This is a genomic window from Marinoscillum pacificum, assembly GCF_024714495.1.
Taxonomy (GTDB): domain Bacteria; phylum Bacteroidota; class Bacteroidia; order Cytophagales; family Cyclobacteriaceae; genus Marinoscillum; species Marinoscillum pacificum.
Map to the genome: position 1 here is coordinate 1 of NZ_JAMZMJ010000006.1, position 21,576 is coordinate 21,576.

9 protein-coding genes are annotated in these 21,576 nt (G+C 38.7%); 2 read left to right on the forward strand and 7 right to left on the reverse strand.

What is annotated here, in order from left to right; translation table 11 throughout:
• Window positions 1–1,060, reverse strand: a 1,060-nt coding sequence (locus NXS00_RS14730) for a hypothetical protein (protein WP_258099990.1), incomplete at its 3' end; no start/stop codon positions are given.
• A gap of 226 nt (window positions 1,061–1,286) precedes the next feature.
• Between NXS00_RS14730 and NXS00_RS14735 the strand changes: the two genes are divergently transcribed.
• Window positions 1,287–4,304 (forward strand): SusC/RagA family TonB-linked outer membrane protein, encoded by a 3,018-nt coding sequence (locus NXS00_RS14735; RefSeq protein ID WP_258099991.1) that lies wholly within the window; start codon window positions 1,287–1,289, stop codon window positions 4,302–4,304.
• Window positions 4,304–5,812 (forward strand): RagB/SusD family nutrient uptake outer membrane protein, encoded by a 1,509-nt coding sequence (locus tag NXS00_RS14740; RefSeq protein ID WP_258099992.1) that lies wholly within the window; start codon window positions 4,304–4,306, stop codon window positions 5,810–5,812. Before NXS00_RS14735 ends, NXS00_RS14740 begins: the two co-directional genes overlap by 1 nt.
• 46 nt (window positions 5,813–5,858) lie before the next feature.
• On the opposite strand, the gene NXS00_RS14745 is transcribed toward NXS00_RS14740, so the two are convergent.
• The 6 genes from NXS00_RS14745 to NXS00_RS14770 all read right to left on the reverse strand — a co-directional run bounded on the left by NXS00_RS14745 (window position 5,859) and on the right by NXS00_RS14770 (window position 21,535).
• Window positions 5,859–12,128, reverse strand: a complete 6,270-nt coding sequence (locus tag NXS00_RS14745) for an Ig-like domain-containing protein (RefSeq protein WP_258099993.1) — start codon at window positions 12,126–12,128, stop codon at window positions 5,859–5,861.
• 180 nt (window positions 12,129–12,308) lie between these two features.
• The gene (locus tag NXS00_RS14750) at window positions 12,309–13,955 is read right to left on the reverse strand and encodes a 7TM diverse intracellular signaling domain-containing protein (protein ID WP_258099994.1); all 1,647 of its coding nucleotides are present in this window, start codon (window positions 13,953–13,955) and stop codon (window positions 12,309–12,311) included.
• A gap of 65 nt (window positions 13,956–14,020) precedes the next feature.
• On the reverse strand, window positions 14,021–17,071 hold the full coding sequence (locus NXS00_RS14755) for a T9SS type A sorting domain-containing protein (protein WP_258099995.1): 3,051 nt from the start codon (window positions 17,069–17,071) through the stop codon (window positions 14,021–14,023).
• Between the two features lie 8 nt (window positions 17,072–17,079).
• Entirely contained in the window at window positions 17,080–18,714 is a 1,635-nt protein-coding gene (locus NXS00_RS14760) for a phage tail-like protein (protein WP_258099996.1), read from the reverse strand.
• 253 nt (window positions 18,715–18,967) lie between these two features.
• Window positions 18,968–19,660, reverse strand: a complete 693-nt coding sequence (locus tag NXS00_RS14765) for a LytR/AlgR family response regulator transcription factor (protein WP_258099997.1) — start codon at window positions 19,658–19,660, stop codon at window positions 18,968–18,970.
• Complete coding sequence (locus NXS00_RS14770) at window positions 19,661–21,535, reverse strand: histidine kinase dimerization/phosphoacceptor domain -containing protein (RefSeq protein ID WP_258099998.1); 1,875 nt, start codon at window positions 21,533–21,535, stop codon at window positions 19,661–19,663.
• Window positions 21,536–21,576: the final 41 nt, after the last annotated feature.

The following is a 21,576-nucleotide window of genomic DNA, read 5'->3' on the forward strand; positions in this document are numbered from 1 at the left end:
ACTTATACTCATCTGTAACTTTTGGGTTCCCAACGGACACTTCCGGCTCAAAATAAATTCGAAAAGTTTCGCTTGTGTCTGCTTTGCTACGAGTTGTATTCCTAACTATGATGTCCACATTCTGATCGATCAATGAACCAAAATCTGGTACCGTCCAGGTATAGGTTGAAGAATCTCCATCATGGACTAAATTGCTATAATATTGATACGTTATGTGAGTGTAGCTAGAACCGCCATTTGTACTATAGAGAAACTGGAAATAGTCATTGTTGCCCAAATCTCCATTCTTCCACTTGATGGTGATCGGATCTCCAAACTTATACTCATCTGTAACTTTTGGGTTCCCAACAGACACTTCCGGCTCAAAATAAATTCGAAAGGTTTCGCTTGTGTCCGCCTTGTTACGTGTAGTGTTTCTTACTAAAATGTCCACATTCTGATCAATCAATGAACCAAAATCTGGTACCGTCCAGCTATAGGCTGAAGAATCTCCATCCTGCAACAAATTGCTATAATATTGATAGGTTATGTGAGTGTAGCTAGAACCGCCATTTGTACTATAGAGAAACTGGAAATAGTCATTGTTACCCAAATCTCCATTCTTCCACTTGATAGTGATCGGATCTCCAAACTTATACTCATCTGTAACTTTTGGGTTCCCAACAGATACTTCCGGCTCGAAATAAATCCGAAAGGCAACACTTGTATCTGCGGCACTTTGTGTGGTATTTCTGACCAATATCTTTACATTCTGATCAATTGAAGAACCAAAATCTGGTACTGTCCATACATAAGAAGATGAATCTCCATCCTGGATCAAATTGTTGTAATATTGATAGGCAATTTGATTAAAGCTGGTTCCACCATTCGTACTATAGAGAAACTGGAAATAGTCATTAGCTCCCAGATCACCATTTTTCCATTTGATGGTAAGCGTCTCACCAAATTTGACTTCTTCTGTACCTACAGGTTTACCAATAGTTACTGAAGCCTGGGCAATTACAGCTTGACCGATTAGCACTAAAAAAAGTGCCAGTAGAATGTGTTGTAGCGGTTTCATTGTTACGGTTTTTTGAGTCTAGTAAAATTAGACTGGCAAGTCAGCCATTGTAATACCGTATTCACGGTATATTGAGCCTCAGGGCACCCAAATAGGCATATGGAATCAGTGATTCAACTAACGATCCGCTAGATTCATCTATCTAATTAGGAATAAGGTTCTTAAAATTTTATTTTGGGGTGTTTATTCTAGCTATTTTTAAAGCTCCTACAAATAATCTAATCGAATGAGAATATTTATCGCCTGCCTAACGATCCTCATGAGTGCTAGCTTTGCTATGGCACAAGGGACTGTCATAAAAGGCAAAATCATTGATCAAAGCACCAATGAGCCTGTTGCTGGTGCTACGGTTTCCACGGGACCTGACAATTCTACCTTGACAAATGCCAATGGTGAATTTGAACTGACCGTTGAGGATACCTATCAAAACATTACCGTTTCTGCAGAAGGATTTGGTACCCAAACCATATTCCTTGGTGGCAAAACAAAGGTGGATGTGTCGTTATCATCAAATAGTTTTTCCAATGATCCATTAAATGTTGGTTTTGGTAAATCCGATAAAAAATCCATAACTGGTAGTGTGTCATCCATTAAAGGAGATGAAGGTACTTCACAACCTGTATTAAATTTAGAACAGGCAAATCAAGGTAAATCGACCGGATTATTTGTTCAAAGTAATGGAGGAAACCTTGGAGAAGCTGCAACTGTAAGAGTTCGTGGAGGGTCATCTTTATCCAACTCAAATCAACCTTTATATGTTGTAGATGGAGTTCCTCTCGCATCTAATGCGCAATCAAATATAGATCCTAACAATATTGAATCAATCGAAATCCTGAAAGATGCATCCGCTTCTGCCATATATGGGTCTAGAGCAGCAAATGGTGTTATTATAATAACTACTAAATCCGGAAATTCTGGGAAATTGAAAATCAATGCCGGCTATCAATTTGGAATTAGTCAGACTCCTAAGAAGTTAGATTTATATGATGCAAGAGAACAGCGAATTCAAACAATTGAGGGTATTTTACGCGGAATTTTTAATATAGACGATGAAATTACAAGAAATAAATTAGAAGAATGGGTTGACAGTGAACAAACTGTAATCACAGGTTTAAATCCTCCTGTAATCGCTGTAGATCTTTCTAATTTTGGTTATGAACGCTTAACACAATATGAAACTGATTGGCAAGATGAAATTTTTAGAACTGGAAAAACTCAACAAGCAAATTTAAGCTTACAAGGTGGTGGTAAAAAATTTGGATATTTCGGCTCAGGGTCTTATACAAACCAAGAAGGTATTCTTATTGGAAACAAATTTGAACGTTTTAATTCATCCCTTTCGCTAAACGCGCAACCTTCTTCAATTGTCACCTTAACTGGTAATTTGAACTATATCTACACTAAGAATAATAAACTAAATGAAAACCTAGATTTAGGTTACCCAATTCAAGCTATATTAATTCCTCCTACTGATGAACTCGATCCTGAAGATGATTTTAGGTTAAAACTAGAACCAGACTTATATAACCCATTTACAGAAATAGCTTTTAGTAGCAATATTGAATTTACTAATAGTTTAATTACTAGCTTAGGGGCCTCAATTAATCTAACCAACAAGATATCATTTGATATTAATGGAGGTTATGAATATTCAAGCATAATTGGCGAACGCATAGAAGGCCCAGAAACGGATGAAGGTAGTGGAACTGGATACTCTGTTTTAACAGAGAATAAAGTCTCAAACTCAGTATTGAACAGCTTCTTTACTTATTCATCAGAAATTTCAGATAACCAGAATTTATCATTAATTCTAGGAGGCTCATATCAGCAAGAAAGCTATACTTCATCCCAAATTGCTGCCCGTCTAGTTGGAATAAATTTGTTGAAAGAACTTAGAGAAGGTGATCCATTATATCAAGATTTCTATATACCAGATGGTTCAAATGCACTAATATCTAGTTTTGGAAGACTTGATTATAACATAGCATCCAAGTACCTTTTTCAAGTAAGTGCACGGTTAGACGGATCTTCAAAATTCGGTAAGAATAATAGATATGGAATATTCCCAGCAGGATCTCTTGGGTGGGTTATAAGCGAAGAAAATTTCTTAAATAATTTAACTTTTTTAAGCTTCCTAAAACTAAAAAGCAGCTACGGTATAATAGGAAATGTCCCTGTTGATGACTTTTTATATCGATCAAACTATTTTAATTCCAACTACATTGATTACACGGGGTTACGTATATTAAACTATGAAAATCCTGACCTAAAATGGGAAACAACTGCCCAGTTTGCCGCTGGAATTGAATTTGAGTTTCTCGAAAGATTGAGTGGCTCTGTAGAATATTATAATAAGAAAACAACTGATTTATTATTCCCTGTTCCTGTCACTCAAACTAGTGGCTTCGGTTCTGTATATAGAAACTATGGAACACTTACCAATACTGGTATTGAAATTACAGTTACTTCTCAGAACATTATCAAACCGAATTTTCAATGGTCTACTGACATTAACATATCTTCAAACGATAATGTAGTGACCGACTTAGGTGGGTTAGAATTGATTGTTGGTTCTAATGCATTTATTGAAGGCCAACCCGCGGGAGTATTCTATCTTCCAAAATATGAAGGTGTTAGCACTACTACAGGTCGTGCATTGTATACCAACGCAAATGGGATTCCAACACAAGAATATGATGAAGCTGTAAATCAGGTTGTCGGTAATCCGAACCCAAAATACTTTGGAGGTGTTAGTAATAACCTTCAATATAAAAACCTAACACTCAATTTTCTATTTCAATTCGTATATGACGTAGATATTTATTTTGCAACTGGCGAATTATTGGCTAATAGTGGCATTGGTAATTACCCTCAATTAATGTCACAGGCTACAGACAGATGGTATAATACTGGTGATGCTTTATATCCAGTGCATAACTCTAACGCAAATGAAAATGCTTCATCTCGTCATATATACCCTGGAGACTATCTTAGACTTAAAAACATAACCCTGTCTTATAATCTACCTGTTGAATTAATTAATAAAATGGGTCTGACAGAAATGAACGTTTATATAGGGGGTCAAAACCTATTAACCTTCACTGATTATATAGGTTACGATCCTGATGTAAACTACATAGACCCACAAGGAGGAGTAATTGGTCAAAATATAACTAGAGGTGTAGATCTATTTAATGCTCCTCAACCTCGTACATTTATCATCGGATTAAATATCTCGCTATAATGAAGCATATAATTCAAAACTTAATTGCAATTGTCATTTTATTCACATTTGCAGCGTGCGAAAGCCTCTTAGACAAAGATGTTGACGATGTAATAGGAGGAGAGCCGTTTACAACAGAAACCGGAATTGAAGAAGCGCTTCTAGGTGCATACAGTAACCTCGCAGGTACCTATGACGGTTTCGATGGTGGAGAACTTTTTGGTGGGGATTTTATTATTATTCCTTCATTATTAGCGGTTGAAAGTTCTTTAGAAGCGCAGTGGGACTTTCAGGAAACAAATTACTCTAATTTTTTAGAAGCAAGATCAAACGCTTCTGGAGGGTTAGATGCAACAAACTCCAGAATATCAGCAAATTGGAGAAGAGCTTATGAAACTATCAATCTGTTAAACAACATCATTGCGAATATTAATGTGATCAATTCAACAGAAAACAAAAACAGAATTGAAGGTGAAGCCAAAGTCATGCGTGGACTTCTTTATTTCGAACTAGTTAGGCTTTGGGCACCTCAGCCTGATGAGTCCAATGGAAATACCCTGGCAATTCCACTAATTTTAGATCCAATTACTTCAGTTACTGATATAGAAACTCCTGTGAAAAGCACTTTGAACAGTATCTACACACAAGTAATTAACGATTTGGAGAGTGGAAGTCAGTTGTTAAAAGGCTTAAATCAAAATCCTGGCAATTTAAATTATTATGCAGCCCAAGCATTTTTAATGAGAGTCAGCATGCAATTGAACAGACCTGAAGATGCAATAGTGTATGCCGATGAGGTATTGTCTGGTCCATACGAGTTAAACAGGACTCCACTCGATTGTTTTAACAATAACAACTTTTCTCCTGAAGATATATTTGGCATTATGCAAACTTCCAATGCAAACGCCGGAGGAGTAAACAGCGGTACTGGTATAACATATTTCTTCTCTTCTATAAACGGAGAAGGTGTCGGAGCATTCGGAATATCTGAAAGTTCACAGTTTCTAGAAAGTGATTTTTTTGATAATGGGCCGCAATTTTCTGATCAAGATCTGAGATATATTGTAAACGACGAAATAACGGAATCCACAAGTGCTGATGATGTAAATGCGCTGTATACGAACAATATACAAAGACCGATATTTCTTTCCCCTGCTAAATATCTTACGAATAGCCATGTTATTCCTGTAATTCGTCTTGCAGAAATTTATTTAACAAGAGCTGAAGCAATATCCGACTCTGATATATTTTCAGTTGACCCGGAAGCAATTGATAATTTAAATACGGTTAGGACCAGAGCCGGGTTGGATGCCCTTGAAACTACCGATTTTTTAGGTAGTGATGGACCAGATGCGTTGTATGATTCGATTTTACTAGAAAGAAATCGAGAACTTCTATATGAGGGCCAATTATTTCATGATTTAAAACGTCAAAATGGTCTGATTGGAACTTCTGATGCAAGAGATTCCCGATTTATTCTTCCTATTCCTGAATCGGAGTGTGAAGCGTCACCAGGACTTTGTGATTAACACAAAAAGGCCTCTAATAAGGCCTTTTTTTTTCGCTTAACCTAGACTAGTGAGACACAATGATTTTATATGTTGCTCGATAGTTAGTGTCCTTTTTCGAGTTTACTTTTAATAAATAAACACCTTCAGTCAGATCATCAACTGGAATCTTAAAGTCTTTTGACTTCATGACATCTATTTGTATTTGATCCAGCACATTGCCGACAAGATCCATTAATTGTATAGTTACATCCTTCAAGTTAGACTTGCTAAAATCTATATTCAACCAATCACTTGTTGGGTTTGGAAATACCTCAAATTCATCTTTCATTTCACCTGAAGACAATTGCTCTATGCGTTCCACAAATATGCCATTCTCTGTTATCAGGGCTTGAAGTAGCAATACATCATCTTCAATTCCACCTGGCCCCAAAGTAAATTCGATAAATGAGTCAGGATCCATCGGTATACCCGGATAATCAATATTGAATCTATAGGTGCCATTCTCCAGATTAGTAAATTCAAACCTTCCATCATCATCGGATTGAACATAGGCATATAGCACAAACTCTCCTTCTTCTTGATCCGTGCGACCTTTAGGAACAAACCTTCTCACACTACAGCCTGCTCTTTTAACTTTTCTTCTTGCTTTTACACGTCCATTGTTTGATTCACTTATAAAATCAGACTCCACAATCCCCATCACAGTGGTACTACCTGGTGTTGGTTGAGGTCCTTCAGGCACGTCAATTAATCGAATACTTGTCTCCAGGTTTAAGCGAAACTGTAATGTATCAGCTTCACTCCAACTGTCTGTGTTACCGAAATAGGTTGGTAAATATTCACCAGATTCGGGATCTACTACAATAAGGTAATCTCCTAATGGGAGGTTCTCAAAAACAAATAAGCCAGATTGTACTTCAATCGTACTTAAAGTATCATAAGGAGCACCCTTTTCACGGATCTTCAATGCTCTAGCATTTCCAGATTCCGTTGGTTCATTCTTTGAGTTAATTACGGAAATTGTAATATTCCCTGTCACCGTGATCCGTTGACTTGCCGACATTATGTTCAATTCTGGTAATATTGGATTACTAGCAATTAAAAAATAATGTCCGTTCTGGTCAATAGTAAGGTTCTCCAATGTCAAAGAAGAGCTAGTTTGACCACCTACAGCAACAGTATCTCCAGATTCAACAAACATCCATTGATAATTATTTAACTCCCCACCAATATCAAAGCTCATCTCATAAGTTGATCCTACAGATAGAAATTGTTCCGTGCTGGTACCAACTATACTCTGACCAGAATACAGGAAATTTGAAACAAAAATGTTCGGCTCTAAATCATCAAACTCCAATGAATTTTCGGCGACATTGAGAAATAAAAGCGAAGAAAAACCTCCAAGATCTGGCAAACCTTGCAAGCCATTACCACTCAAATCGAGACTGTCAAGTGCTTCCAGTCCTCTACTTATTATTGGGAAATTGCCAATCACATTATTGGATGATAGATTCACTTTGGTCACCCTTATTTCATCATTTACCAAATTCAATGTCACACCGTCCCAGTTGGAAATACTTAATCCGCTTTTCCAATTGGTCACTTCAGTCCAACTGTCTCCAGCTAAAGAATCATATATAGTGATAAGTGCAAGTGAATCCTGAACAATAGGCGCTGCTGGTGAAAGTATAATTATCGCTTCCTGAACGGTTAGTGTATTTGTATTACCTAAAGTATCTTCCGCTCTGAGAATAGCACTATACGTCATAGGCTCAAGTGATGCAATAGTCCCCTCGGAAATTGACCAGGAACTATCCAACGAAACTGTCGCATCATAAGCTATCCCCTCAATTGTGACAGTTAAAGTCGCATGGATATCATCAATAGTACCAGTTAAGGTCGGACTGATACTTGCAGTTACTAAAGGGTCCAATGTAACGTCAGGAGCAGTTAAATCGATTATCAATTCATTGATTGTAGTATCCTGCAACGTATTCCCTAATAAATCTGTACCTGTTGCCACTACATCAAATACACCATCAGGTAGGGTTTCAACTGTTCCACTATCCAATGACCAGGTACCGTCCCCATTATTTACCGCTGAGTATGATTGTCCATTTAAGTCAACAGAAATAGTAGCTGTAGTTTCTTCAATGGTTCCTGATAAACGAGGGGAAGGGGAATTGATTACTAAAGAATCAATTGTAATTATAGGACCCGTTAAATCAATAATTAATTCATTCGTGGTTTCATCTGTAGCTACATTTCCAGCAGAATCTGTTGCTGTTGTTACTATATCATACACCCCCTCAGATAAATCTGAAAATGTGCCAGCTTCGACTAGCCAAGTTCCATCATCATTAATAATTGCTGAGAACGTTTGATCATTTAGTGTTATTTGCAAAATAGCGCCTGTATCATCAATAGTACCAGACAATGTTGGTGACAAATTCGTAGTGCTCAGAAAATCAATAGCTACTATTGGAACCGTACTGTCAATTACTAATTCATCTGATGAATTATCCATGCCTTCATTACCTGCTCTATCTGTTGCAGTGACGGCTATGTCATAAACTCCATCTGATAAATCATTGAGTGTGCCCGCCGGAAGCCGCCAGGTATTGTTTTCATTGTTTATCGCCAAAAAGGTTTGTCCATCAATGGACACCGTAATTGTTGCAAATGGATCGTCAGTTGTACCCGTTATTTCCGGGGAGGAGGAATTCGCAAGAGAATGATCAATGGTCACTTGAGGAGCATGAAGATCTATGGTTAGTTCATCAGTAGTGGAGTCATTGCCCACGTTTCCTAAAGGATCAGTGGCAGTAATCTCAACATCATACGATCCCTCAGCCAATGTCGAAAAGATATTCCCAGCTATTGTCCATGTACTATCTCCATTATTGGTAGCTGCAAAGGTCTCACCATTTAGAGTCACAGACAGTATTGCTTCAATATCATTTACTGTACCATTAAGTGCAGGGCTGAGGTTAGTGGTAAAAAGTGTATTCACTGTTACGGTAGGAGCAGTTGCATCAATGTAGATTTCATCAGTACTCAAATCCGTTGCTGTCAGTGAGGTTTCCGGATTGGTTGCCTGTACAATAACATCATGAAACCCATCAGCCAAATTTGAAATGGTACCTGATGGAACAGCCCATGTACCGTCTCCATTATTACTGGCTACATATTCTACCGCGTCTATTGTTACCAAAATCGTGGCGTTGTTTTGATTGATGGTACCTGTTATTTCTGGCCTTCTAATAGAGGTGCTATCCTTGTTAACAGTTATTACTGGGGGAAAAGGACCTGATTCTATCCAATTAGAACCTGATGTGAAGGTAAAGCCACTTAAGTTTCCATGATTTTCATTAATTGTCTTATCTGTTAATATGGAACCAGCACCATCATCCATATCATAATATGCTATTAGGTTCTGTTCATCACCATTTAAGCGATCTGCACGATCAGTAAAGTCCGTTTTAGCGTAGGACCATAACCTGAAATTATCCACCGTACTACCACCAGCCATTAGTGTCTGTAAACCTGAAACAGGAAATTCAATCGACTGGATAGCAGCTGTTCCTGAGACGTCCAAAATCCCGTCTACAAAAATTTGCATTGTATCGCCAGATCGTATGTACGCCATGTGGTGCCAATTACCATCTGATACAGGTGTATTGCCTGTTAAAAATGGTGTTGCTCCAGAGTTGGTAACTCGTGTAAAGTAATAGGGTCTACCATTTAATAGGGCAACAATAATTGTTTGAGGTTGACCACCACCATTCGTATCTGATTGTGTGAAAATGTTAAACTGACCTGACGTATGGGTTGATTTGAGCCAAAATTCAATAGTATAATCAGCCCATGAGTTTTGAAGTCCATTATCAAAGTTTACCGTATTACCACTTGCGAATTCTAGTGCAAAATCATCCGTTCCTAAAATGTCTCCATTAATTGACCACAAAAATTTTATCGTGAGACTATCTCTCGCAAAAGTAGCACCAGGTGAGTATGTGAGATCAGTAGCTCCGAATGCCACTTGATCTATAAGTGTCTGATTAGACCATCCGACTAGGGTGCGGTTATAGTTTAATGTATTTAGGCCGCTGTAACTCAACATGTCTGTTGCATCAGTCACGCTGCTCATGTCCCAGTCTCCTAAATCCTGATCAAAAGTATTAGCCTGATAAAAGGCATTAGACATATCTGAAACCCCGGAAACATCCCATGTTGACAAATTCTGATTAAAATTAATGGCTCCACTAAACATTGAATTTATCGAAACAGCTGATGACATGTCCCAGCTAGATAAGTTTTGATTGAACGCTTCAGCTCCAGCAAACATCCCTTCAAAATCAACTACCGATGAAACATCCCAATTATTTAGAGATTGATTGAATACTGTACAGTTTCCAAATGCACGGCTCAAACTAGTGGTAGCTGTAAGGTTTGGTACATCTGCCGCTGTAACGTTCATGTTTGTACAACCCATGAATGCATTGGAAAATGTATTCCATGAAATATCTCCCCACTGTTCAACTGTTCTCAACTTTGGACCGTCTATCGCGCTACTGTTAAAATAAATAGCTGGAAAATCACCAACAATTTCTACTTGATAAGTACTTCCATTTTCTAACCCTGAGATAACTTGGCTAGAAGATACATTTTCCAAAGCACCATCACCAACTCCTGTATTGGTCAAATTGGTCCAGATAATATTATAATTATAGGTGTAATCGCCTGGATTAATTGGTATAGTGATGGACCCATCTGAAGTTATCCATGTGGTTATGAATGGGTCTGGCACCTGCACTAATGAATGATTACTAAAGATTGAGCTTCCATTAGAGGTGTTTGTACTGTTGACGAGCAATACATCTCCTTCGGATAGGCTTAGCTCATTCATTGACCAATTGCCACCTGAAACAGTTGTAGAACCAAGGTATTCCTGAGCCTGATATGGTAAGCAGCCACTATTGTCTCGATACACTTCTATTACATCTCCTTCAGCACATCCTGAGCAGGTTCCTGCTACTTTTCCAAGTGTCGATGCAAGGTTAATAATTGGTGCCGGTTGGTTGCCGTTTATACCTCCGTCTCTAGTCATTCCCTGATTATTACAGAAAAAGGAATTCTGAGACAGGTCCGTACCGGTACCACTGGCCAGGTCTAATGCCGCACCATCAATATATGCGAATGTATTACCCGAAATCGTGTTGTTTCCTCCACCTCTCACATAAATGCCGACATATGGAGTTCCTAATCCTGAAGTACCAGTTACATCCGTTCCACACTTGTTATTTGTAATAATTGCCCGGTCATCTAATAAGATAATTGAGCCGTCACTTACTATCACATTATTTGAAATAGTTGTACCTGCGCCACTTCTGACAAACACACCGCTTCCACTTGTGGAAAGCTTTTGGGTTCCTGTAAAATCAGTGCCCAAGTAATTATGGTTAATCGTGGCGGTAACATCTGTTGTCACACCACCAATGATGACATTGCGTCCGTCACTTGACCCATTACCTACTGCATTTCCAGTACCCATAGAAATAAATATTCCCCCGTCGGTATTTGCTCTACCTACTGAACCTGAAAGGTCAGTTCCAATATAATTGTTAAGCACGGTTATTTGACCTCTTGTGTAAATACCATGTCCAGAATTGGAACTAATAATATTTCGCTCGCCAGGTGCCGTTCCACCAATGTTATGACCTGTAGAACCAATGCCATAAATACCAATGCCGTGATCTCCATTAGCTAGGGGAGTAGTTCCATCTGACTCCAAACCAATGATATTACCTTTAATTGTCAAGTTATTGCCAGCGCTATGACGAATGCCTACTCCATTGCCACTAATGGTATTGCCTTTAGCGGAAGCACCAATTGTAGCATTCTCAGCACCAACCAAAATTCCATACGTATTGAATCCTCTAATTTCCAATCCATAAATTTCTACAGCTCCAGCGCCTATATTAATTCCTGTTGGTATTGATGCCCCATTATTCAAAATGATTTTGTCAGTGGAAGACCAGCCAGCCTGAGTAGTTGCATCAATGACTGTACCTGCTGCGGTTATTTGCGGTAATGCTGTAATCAAATCAATCTGCCATGGAGCGGATGTACCTATATTGAATTGAATAATACTACCAGGGTCACCATTGGCTGTATTGATCGCGGCTCTTAATGAGCCTACTCCGCTATCATTTAGATTAGTTACCAAAATAGTTGCCTGGATTCCTTCCGATTTTGGAGTAGCGAATAAAAGACTTGCTGAAACACAAAGTATTAAAAATGACAATGTGTTTTTGAGTTTCAAAAATGACATAGTGCTGCTAGGGTATAGTTTTTGGTTTTACTATTCCATTAATAATTTTTCAATAAGGATATTGCTGAGAGATGATAACACTACTATCCAAGTGACAGGAGTATCTACACAAATGTAAAGAGTAACGGGGCTTTAAGTTCCTAGATAGGGGTTTACAAATGGTTTACAAATCCGTTAATACTAGAATTGCAGAACTATTTCAGACAAGGTCTTATCTTGATCTAACTTTTTCCTCAATCGATTTCTTGCCATCTTAACAGCTTGTACACTGACTCCTGTCAATTCCGATATTTCTTTAACCTGCAAATTCATTTTAACATATGCCAGATGTCTCAGGTCATTAATACTTAGTTGTGGATATTGACGTTGTAAACTCTCAAAAAACCTAGGATGAACATCTTCAAAAATCAATCTGAAATTCTCCCAATAGTTAGTGCTCGATCTATCAGAATGAATGAGTTTTTCTATTTTTTGTCGTAGCAAAGAATCTGAAGTTTCTTGGGTAAGTGAAGTGAGTTTCTCAATGCGTCTTTTATCTTTCAATAACGACGTTGCAAGTTTTCGATCTTTTTCTTCTTTCTCTTGCCTTAATCGATTTTCTCTATTTGCAGCGTGAGCTAACTCCAACTCTCTTCTCTTCGCCGATTCACTTGCTATAACATGATCCTTAACCAGCTGTCGATAACTGACCGCCACTGCAATTGATAATATTAATACTTCGGCTATTGTTGCTAAAAATAAGCCATTACTAGACCAAAAACCTGGTGGTACTACACCGAAATTTCTGAGCATGAACATGACAATTCCTAATGCATAAATAAACCATGCCGGAAACAAATATTTAGCAGTATTATTTCCTTTTAATGCATACACAATTGTTATAATACAAAAGCTTATCACTTTAATAAAGCTTGCAGTACCAGATGTAAATAATGCTAAACGAAAGTTGACAAGCTGAATAAAAGGTGCAATTAACATGAGAATTGCGAGCAAAAGAAGAAATATAGATAGCTTACCATGCTTAATACTTAAAATCTCTCGAGCAAATAAAATACTAAATATTCCACCCATAGATGCCATGGTGATTGGCATCATATTATAAACCGACGATAGGTTAGGTAGGACATACTGAAACCAATGTCCTGTTTGAGTCATGAAAAATATCAGGACTGCAAAAACATAAATCCCATAGTATAAATGGGTATTGACGCGAGTCACGATATATGAAACCATCCCCAAAATCACAGCTATTAATAAGACCCCGTAGGACAACCCTTGAAAAATTCTTTGACTTTGTATGTGAGCAATCCAGTTTGACTCTGCATATGCATTAAGCGGGATAACGAAAATATTTCGCTCACCCTGAATTCTAAAGATTATGCTGTATTCCTTTGAAGTTTTAAGGTGTACTGGAAATGTAAACTCCGCTGTTTGAATCAATCTTTTTGAAAACTTGAAATCATCACCGGTTAACTCATGATAAATAAGTGAATCTGCAACAAATACAAAACATTCAACACTATCCAATGGAGGATGAGCGATTTCGAAGTACCAATCTGATGGATGGGATTCATTCACAATATCTAATCTCAACCAAACGGCACCATCAAAAAAATTAAGATTAGGCATTGGTGATTTTTGAACTTTCAAGTTCAAAAATTCATCTATGGTCAGATTTTCTGTTGAGTCTAAATACCATTGAAACTCACCATTAAGCTGCTCTGAAGAATATTCTCTATTACTCAGGTGTAGCTGTTGCGAATGGCATACCTGCGCAAAAAGCAAAATTAATATAATGAAAATCAGTCTTAAAATTTGAAGCATCATTTAGGAGTTACTTCAAATATAGAAGAAGAGACCCTTAATGATTAGGGTCTCTTCGTTAAGTTATTTCAATGATTGACAATCACTTTGAAGGTGGTGATGTTCTCTGAGCCTTTGCTCGAGTCTACAAAGTTGAGGATGTAGATACCGCCGCTGATGCCACTCACGTCCATGTCCAGTTCCTGATTATTGCCTTTAGCAATCTGTTGCTCTCTGATCACATTGCCTTGTAAGTCTATCAAACGAACCGTAACATCTGCACTCATCAGTTTGCCATAGCTGATTCTTACATAGCTGTCTGCTGGGTTAGGGTATACACTCAGGTCCTGGAAGTATTTTCTGTAGAAGCCTAAACGTTCGATCTTCTCTACCACAATCCCATCTTCTGTTACCGTAGCCTGTAAGATCAACTCTTCTTCTTCAATACCGCCTTCGCCAATCGTGAACTCTACATAAGAGTCTTCATCCATCGGGATACCTGGGTACTCGATGTTGAATCGATACAATCCTTCTTCCAAATCTGTGAACTCAAATAGCCCTTCATCATTGGATTGGACATAGGCATACAGCACAAACTCTCCGTCTTCCTGATCTGTTCTACCTTTAGGTACAAAGCGTCTAACTGAACATCCTGCTCGCTTCACTTTTCTTCTTGCTTCTATTCTGCCTCCTTCTTCTGCAAAGTCTGACTCTACTGTTCCGGATACTTCTGCTGTACCCTGGCCTTCGCCCGGGATTTGTGCCATGTTGAGTGTACCAAACCTGTCTTCTCTTAACAATAGTGTATCTGCTTCAGTCCACAGGTCAGTATTTCTATAATAAGTCGGTAAGAACTCTTCCAGGTTATCCGGTGCCACTGCAATCAGGTAATTGCCCAGTATCAGGTTCTCAAACAAGAATCCTTCTCCAGCTACTCCTCGTATCGCCTGAACAGTATCATAAGGCTGGCCTTTTGGCTTAACCATCAGTGCATAGCTCTCTCCAGCTATAAACTCTTCGCCTCCTAAGTCCAGTGCATTGAAGCCAAGGTCTGCCCACGCAAGGTGTGTCTGTGGCTCGCTTGTCAAGGTAAGGTCTGGCACCAGGCTGTTCATCACTCGCAGCTCATATTTACCCATGTTATCAAAGTTCAACGAGTCTATAGTGAAGGATGAAGCTGTCAGTGTATCGATCAATTGATCTTCGATCACCTGTGTGGTATAGTACCACTGGTAGGTGTTGTTAACTCCTCCAACTGGAAGGTCAATGGTTATAATAGATCCCACATCCATGGTATCTCTTACTGCTGTACCAAATAGCTGTTGATCCGCATAGTTTAGCGTAGTTAGCTCTGCATTAGGCTCCAGGTCTTCAAAGGTGAGTTTGTTACCTGATACATTCATTCCTGTCATATTGGGTAGGTACCCAACCAATTCAGGAAGTCCTTCTATATCATTATCCGATAGGTTAGCAGTCACTAAGCTCTGGATATCGGTGATGTCTTCTGGAAGTGTCCCTGACAATCCTGATGAGGATAAATCAATAGCGGAAACTCTGTTATTGGTAGTGGTCACCTCTGTCCATGCACTCATTGGTTGTGTTTTCCAATTGGTTAAGGTAGAGTTAGCTCCATTCAATGAATCATACACTGCAATAAGTGCTACAGAGTCTCGCTCAATACTAGATACTCTCAGCAATATTGGTGCAGTTGTCAGTTCCAACAATGGCACATTCGGATTTGTCACCTTCGCCACATACCGGCCATCAGCGGTAAAATCTTCGATAGTGACATCAAAACTTCCTGTGGTCTCTGTTAGAGTATTACCATTTTGAGTCCAACTGTATACATTATCTGTTCCTGTGATGGTTCTATCCAAAGTATAAGTAGCATCTATGGCCTGTAAGGTTCTAATGCGTTCTAGTAGTTCTTTCTGTGGAGCATACGTTACATCTGGGCCTGAGAAGACGATAGGTTCTAAGGTTCCAAATTGTAAACGGTTATCTGAGATCCCCAAAGTAGCCAATGATGATAGATTAGATAAATCTCCAATGTCTGTCAGCTCATTGTTGCTCAAGTTCAGGTTCGTTACCTGTTCCAATCCTATTGGCATATCTGGAACTACTCCTACCAGATTGTTCAATGAGAGATTTACTTCTGTAACACGCTTTTCAAACAAGCTGATTCTTGCCCACTCATCCAGGTTAGCTGTTGTCCACCCTGTAGAGGTTGTCCAGTTGGCTCCACCGGCATTTTCATAAATGCTTATCAATGCCAGGGAGTCCTGTACTCGCAAGGTCTCATCAAAATATCTTCCAATCGCATATATACCTGCGCCGCCTGGAGTCTCTGAAAGCACTGAGCCATCTGCTATGGTTCCTGTATTCACAGCCTTACCTAATCCTGTAAATCGCTCGCCTGTTGCTGAACCATAGGCAACACTAGCTTCAGCAATATCCGTTACTACCGTTTCATTGATCGACGGAAGTTGAATAACCGCACTGGTAAACGTGCCACTGACCTCACTTACCTGCCAATATTGATCTGTTGATACGTCAAGCAAACCATAGCCTGCCGTTCCTGTCGGGTCACCTGTGACATATCCAACTGCGATAACAGGAGTAGTCCCGCTTATCGACGAAAGCACAACTGGTGTATAAGTTGTCGCATCACCAATTGGGTAAACCAAGGAATCGCTACCTGATCTGGCCAATGGACCCATGACATAGCTACCTGCTCCGAAGCCTTCAATATGGCCCCTCACTAATAGTCTGTTGGTATCGGTCACAATGGACGCGCTACTCAAAAACAAACTATCTACTGTTAAATTGCCATGTAAAGTCTTAAAGCCTCCTGAAGCATCCAATAGGGCTACCGTGTCGCCATTCAGATAAATATGTTGGTCCGCTCCGCCTGCTATCAAGGATCCATCACCATGGTAAGTAGATACCATCAGTGTATCCATAAAGGTCAGCATACCATCATTGCGCAAAGCAGAGGCTATCTGTAGCTTGCCAGAAACATTAACCTCTAAGCCACTGTCTATGCCTATCGATAGACCAGGGCCTACTACGATCTGCTGAGCAGAGAGGTTAAGAGACCACAGCAGTGTCATTGATAAAAAATATCTAGAAATCTTCATGATATTAATTACTGCGCAGCTGTGTTATAAACAGTCTCTACTGCCATCCAAAAACTACCATAAGATCTCAATGTTACAGATATGAGGCCCGTAGAACTCATCGCAAAAGAAGGACTGGCGTCACCTTCCACGTTAATGTTTTCACCCTGCGTTAGAATCGTATGATTCGTGATATTTCCATAATCCCCAATTGAAATAATGATTTCTCTCCCAAGATTCGCTGAAGATACCGGCAAAGTAATATTCTGCCCTCCTGCTGGAGCCGTCAAAACAATGATATGATCAGAGTCCTGAATATTACGGGTAGTCCCAGCTTCTTGTACAACATTTGAAAAAACTGCACCGTCAGTTGAATGATTACCTGTAATGGACAAAGAACTAGAAATGGTACTATTTAATTCGCCAAATGACGTTACAGACCCGTTGTTATTAATCGATAGTCCTGCCCCGCTTCCACTATTTAAGATTTCAATGATATTATTGGTTGAGCCCGCATTGGTGTTTACAAATGTTGCCGCAGATCCAAGGCCATTCGAATTTATAATTAAGGTAGGGTTTGAATTTGATGGATTGGTTATCTCGAAGTAACCAGCTGTACCTGTTCCAGCAGTTCTCGCTGCCATTGCATTTTCATTATTGCCTGCACCGGTAATATTAAACTCTGCCGCCGTACCATTTCCATCATTATTCACATACAGTGCAGAAGAGCCAGTATTGTTAGAATTCGTAACAATATTAACCGCGTTTGCCGTAGCAGCACTGTTATTCAAATTGAAATAGGCGACACTTCCGTCACCAATATTTTCCAAATCAAACAAATTTGTAGCAGCATTTACGGTTGATTGATATGGAAGGGACAATCCACTTGAAATATTCGTCCACTCCACCCCATCATAGAGATATAAGTCAGATGACTCATATGCCAACATACCAGATTGAATATCTGAGCTATCTCTAACGGATCCAATCTCCACTGCACCTCTAAATTCCGCATGATTATTAGCTTTCAATGTCAAACTACTGTTGATATTTTCTGTAGCAAGTAGATCTGACTCTGCTGTGTTTGCGTCCGCGTATAAAAACTGAATTTCTCCATCAGGAGCCATATAAATGAAGCTAACTGGTCCATCGACAGTATTTCGAAGTGTTGTACCATCAAAATATATATTGCTACCTATTACATTGCCCTCAATAGTGTTCGGAGATGTCACCAAGAAGTGAAACATATGAAAGTTTTCACCTACCTGAAACGCACTGACCGGGTTAGCCGTGCCTACACCTACATTACCCAGTTCATAAGAAATATTGGATGCAGAAGGTATCCAAGGCGAACTATTTGTATCTACATACGCTTCAGTTGCCGCTGGTACCCATTCACCAGTATACCAGAAATAAAGTATTCCTTCTGTAACATCAAACACCATCAACCCATTGTCAGCATTCGTCAGATTATCTGTAAAAGTTGCCGCAGTTCTTTGCGTTGTAGTATAACGCGGTATTAAAAAACCTTGATTACCAGATGGTGAAACAATTTCCACAACAGCGTTAGGACTAGGAGTATCTGTACCAATACCCATTGAGTTTTGAGCGCTTACTCCAATTGCAGCAAGCATAATAGCGATGAATAATTTACCCTTTTTCATAATAGTTTAATGTGTTGGCAGTGGTTATGAAGAATCAAATGGCCATGTTCAATAACAGGATTCAAATTTATGAAGAATATAGTTCCCTAATGAATTTGGCGGCCGGAACATGTGAGATTCAGAAATACAAACTACTTTGACAAATTAATTTGAGCGTTATCTGAATATTATAATTAAATCATTATTAAGTACAATCTAATAAATTTTTAGGATATTCATCTCTAAAAGTCTGATATTCAGCACCCAGTAGATCTTAAATTGTGAACAGAAACTCTTGAAGCTGGGTCTTGTAAGCTTTACCGATGGGCAGATGAACTTCATCTAAATGCACCATTCCTTCTGTAATGATATCTATGCGTTCAAAATTGATCAAATAAGACTTATGAATTCGTATGAACCCTTTATCCATGAGTTTCTCCTCTGTCTTCTTTAATGTATGAGCCAGCATAAATTTCCCTTTGTCGGTATGCACCTTGCAATAATTATCATCTGCCTCCACATAAATAATTTCACGTGGTGCCACCGCTACTAAATCCTGATTGTTTTTGACAAATAACTTATTGCTGGAAAAGCCTCCTGCTTTCTTCAATTTCATCAACGCCAAATCAATGTTGATTTTCAAATCTTGCTCATCAAATGGCTTGATAACATACGCTGCTGGAAAGGTGTGTTTTGCTCTATCTACTGTGGCTTTGTCATAATATGAGGTGATGTAGATAAATGAAATTTTGGCCTGATGCAATATTTCTCCCAGGTCAATGCCATCCTTATCGCTATCAAGATTAACATCCAACAGGGTTAGGTCAGGCTTTTTTGAAAGAATCTCATCATGTGCTTTCTCAAATTTGCCAGACTGACCAATAACTTCATGACCCATATCTTCCACACAGAACACCAAATCCTGTCTAATGATTGGTTCGTCTTCTACAATGTAAATGCGGGCCATTTATGCAAGTTTGTAATTTGAGACTTTTATTAGATAACGAGTTCCTTGATCATTGAATGATTGTACCGAAGCATCTAATTTCTCAGCCAAAGAGTCTATCAAAGTTAAACCAAATGAATTTTTTCCTGATGAGCTCTTTGTTTCAAACCCCACTCCATTGTCTGATACTTCCAGATTCAATGAATTCTCCTCCTCAAATAATTTAATTTTCAATTCACCGGTTTGATCTTCAGTAAAAGCGTACTTTAATGAATTCGTCAAGAGCTCATTGATAATTAATCCCAATGGAATAGCCGTGTCAATATCCAAAAGAATCGGAGACACTTCTTTGCTTATAGTTAAACGATCATTGGTAATTTTATAGGAAGATACCAGCGATGACATTAGGTTATCAATATACTCCGGCATGTCAATTCCTTCAATATTATCTTGCTGATATAATTTTTGATGAATAAGCGCCATTGACTTTACTCGATTACGACCTTCCTGTACGGCATCTACTGCCGTTTGGTCTTTGATGAATCGCGCTTGAAGGTTTAATAAACTAGAAATAATCTGAAGGTTGTTCTTAACCCGATGATGAATTTCTTTCAGTAGAATCTCTCGCTCTTTTAGAGCATTGGAGATTGTTGCATTTTTATCACTTAAAGTTTTATTGAACTTACTTTTCTGAATTACCTGCCAAGATCCGAGCCCAATAACTACGAGCAATGCTACGATGGCAAAAATATACATGAGCTTTTCCGACTCTTGTTTATCTAACAACAGGACATTCTGCTCATTTTCAAAAGCAAGAGCTTCAATTTGCTTTTGTTTCAATTCTCCCTCATACTTCTTCTCCATTTCATTCAGTGAATTGATGGCTTCAATGTTGAGAAGTGAATCCTTAAATAACAAGTATTCTTTATGTTCTGCAAGAGATGCCTTGTAATCTCCCTTAAGTTCATACGCTTGATAAAGCAGTTCATGGGCATCGCGTATATAAGGCAACACCTCTCTTTCGATTGCCCTGGACACCATAGCCTTAGCTAGTGAAATTGCTTCATCTGGTTGTTTCTGAAGTATTTTAAGTCGGGCAAGATTAGAATAACCGGAAAGTGATACTTCTATGTTTCCAGTTTCATCTTGAATCATTTGCCGATACAGCTTTTCGGCATTACCAAGCTTACCTTGTTCTTCATAGATTTCAGCCAAATTAATGGTATTGAAGCCCCTCAAATAATCATTATCATACTCTTCAATGTATTTTGCCGCCTTTTTACTTGCCTCCTCCGCTTCCTGGTAATTTCCTTCATTAAGTGCAATAAAAGCCAGACCTACATAACAATATGCTAATTGATCTCCATCATTAAGCTTAGTTGATAACTCAATACTCTGTTCGGTGAATTCACGAGCTCTATCTAACTGCCTCATATCAAAGTATATTCCCGAAAGATTGTAAATAATAGATGCATAAAATCTTATGCTAGCGCTATCCTGCTTATTTTCAACCACAGTCAGTGCCTTCTGAAAATGATCAAGTGACTCCTCGTTTCTACCTGTTCTTCGCAGTACATTGCCTATTCCACTATACCCTCGAGCTAATTGATAATGATCACCACCCTCCTTATTTAGAAAAATCACACGTTGAAAATAACTTATCGCTGAATCTACTAAGCCCATAGTTCCATATGCGATCGCATATTGTAAGTAATATTCACTCTTCAATGTGTCAGAAGAGTGAGCAAACTCTTGCTTGTAACTATTAAGAATTTCTATTTTCTCCAGTGGATTATCTATTGTATCTGCGGAATGAAGCTTAACAGACAAATCTTGGGCATGACCAAGGAAACAAAGACATAGAAAAAATAGCGGTAAGGTAAATTTGTGATTCATATGAATTAGGCTACGATTGTCTCAATTTACCTATTTTTTCA

What these genes read in the sequence shown, in the direction of transcription:
- NXS00_RS14735 (WP_258099991.1), top strand. Translation starts at nt 1,287, where the DNA reads ATGAGAATATTTATCGCCTGCCTAACGATCCTCATGAGTGCTAGCTTT.
- NXS00_RS14740 (WP_258099992.1), top strand. Translation starts at nt 4,304, where the DNA reads ATGAAGCATATAATTCAAAACTTAATTGCAATTGTCATTTTATTCACA.
- NXS00_RS14745 (WP_258099993.1), bottom strand. Translation starts at nt 12,128, where the DNA reads ATGTCATTTTTGAAACTCAAAAACACATTGTCATTTTTAATACTTTGT.
- NXS00_RS14750 (WP_258099994.1), bottom strand. Translation starts at nt 13,955, where the DNA reads ATGATGCTTCAAATTTTAAGACTGATTTTCATTATATTAATTTTGCTT.
- NXS00_RS14755 (WP_258099995.1), bottom strand. Translation starts at nt 17,071, where the DNA reads ATGAAGATTTCTAGATATTTTTTATCAATGACACTGCTGTGGTCTCTT.
- NXS00_RS14760 (WP_258099996.1), bottom strand. Translation starts at nt 18,714, where the DNA reads ATGAAAAAGGGTAAATTATTCATCGCTATTATGCTTGCTGCAATTGGA.
- NXS00_RS14765 (WP_258099997.1), bottom strand. Translation starts at nt 19,660, where the DNA reads ATGGCCCGCATTTACATTGTAGAAGACGAACCAATCATTAGACAGGAT.
- NXS00_RS14770 (WP_258099998.1), bottom strand. Translation starts at nt 21,535, where the DNA reads ATGAATCACAAATTTACCTTACCGCTATTTTTTCTATGTCTTTGTTTC.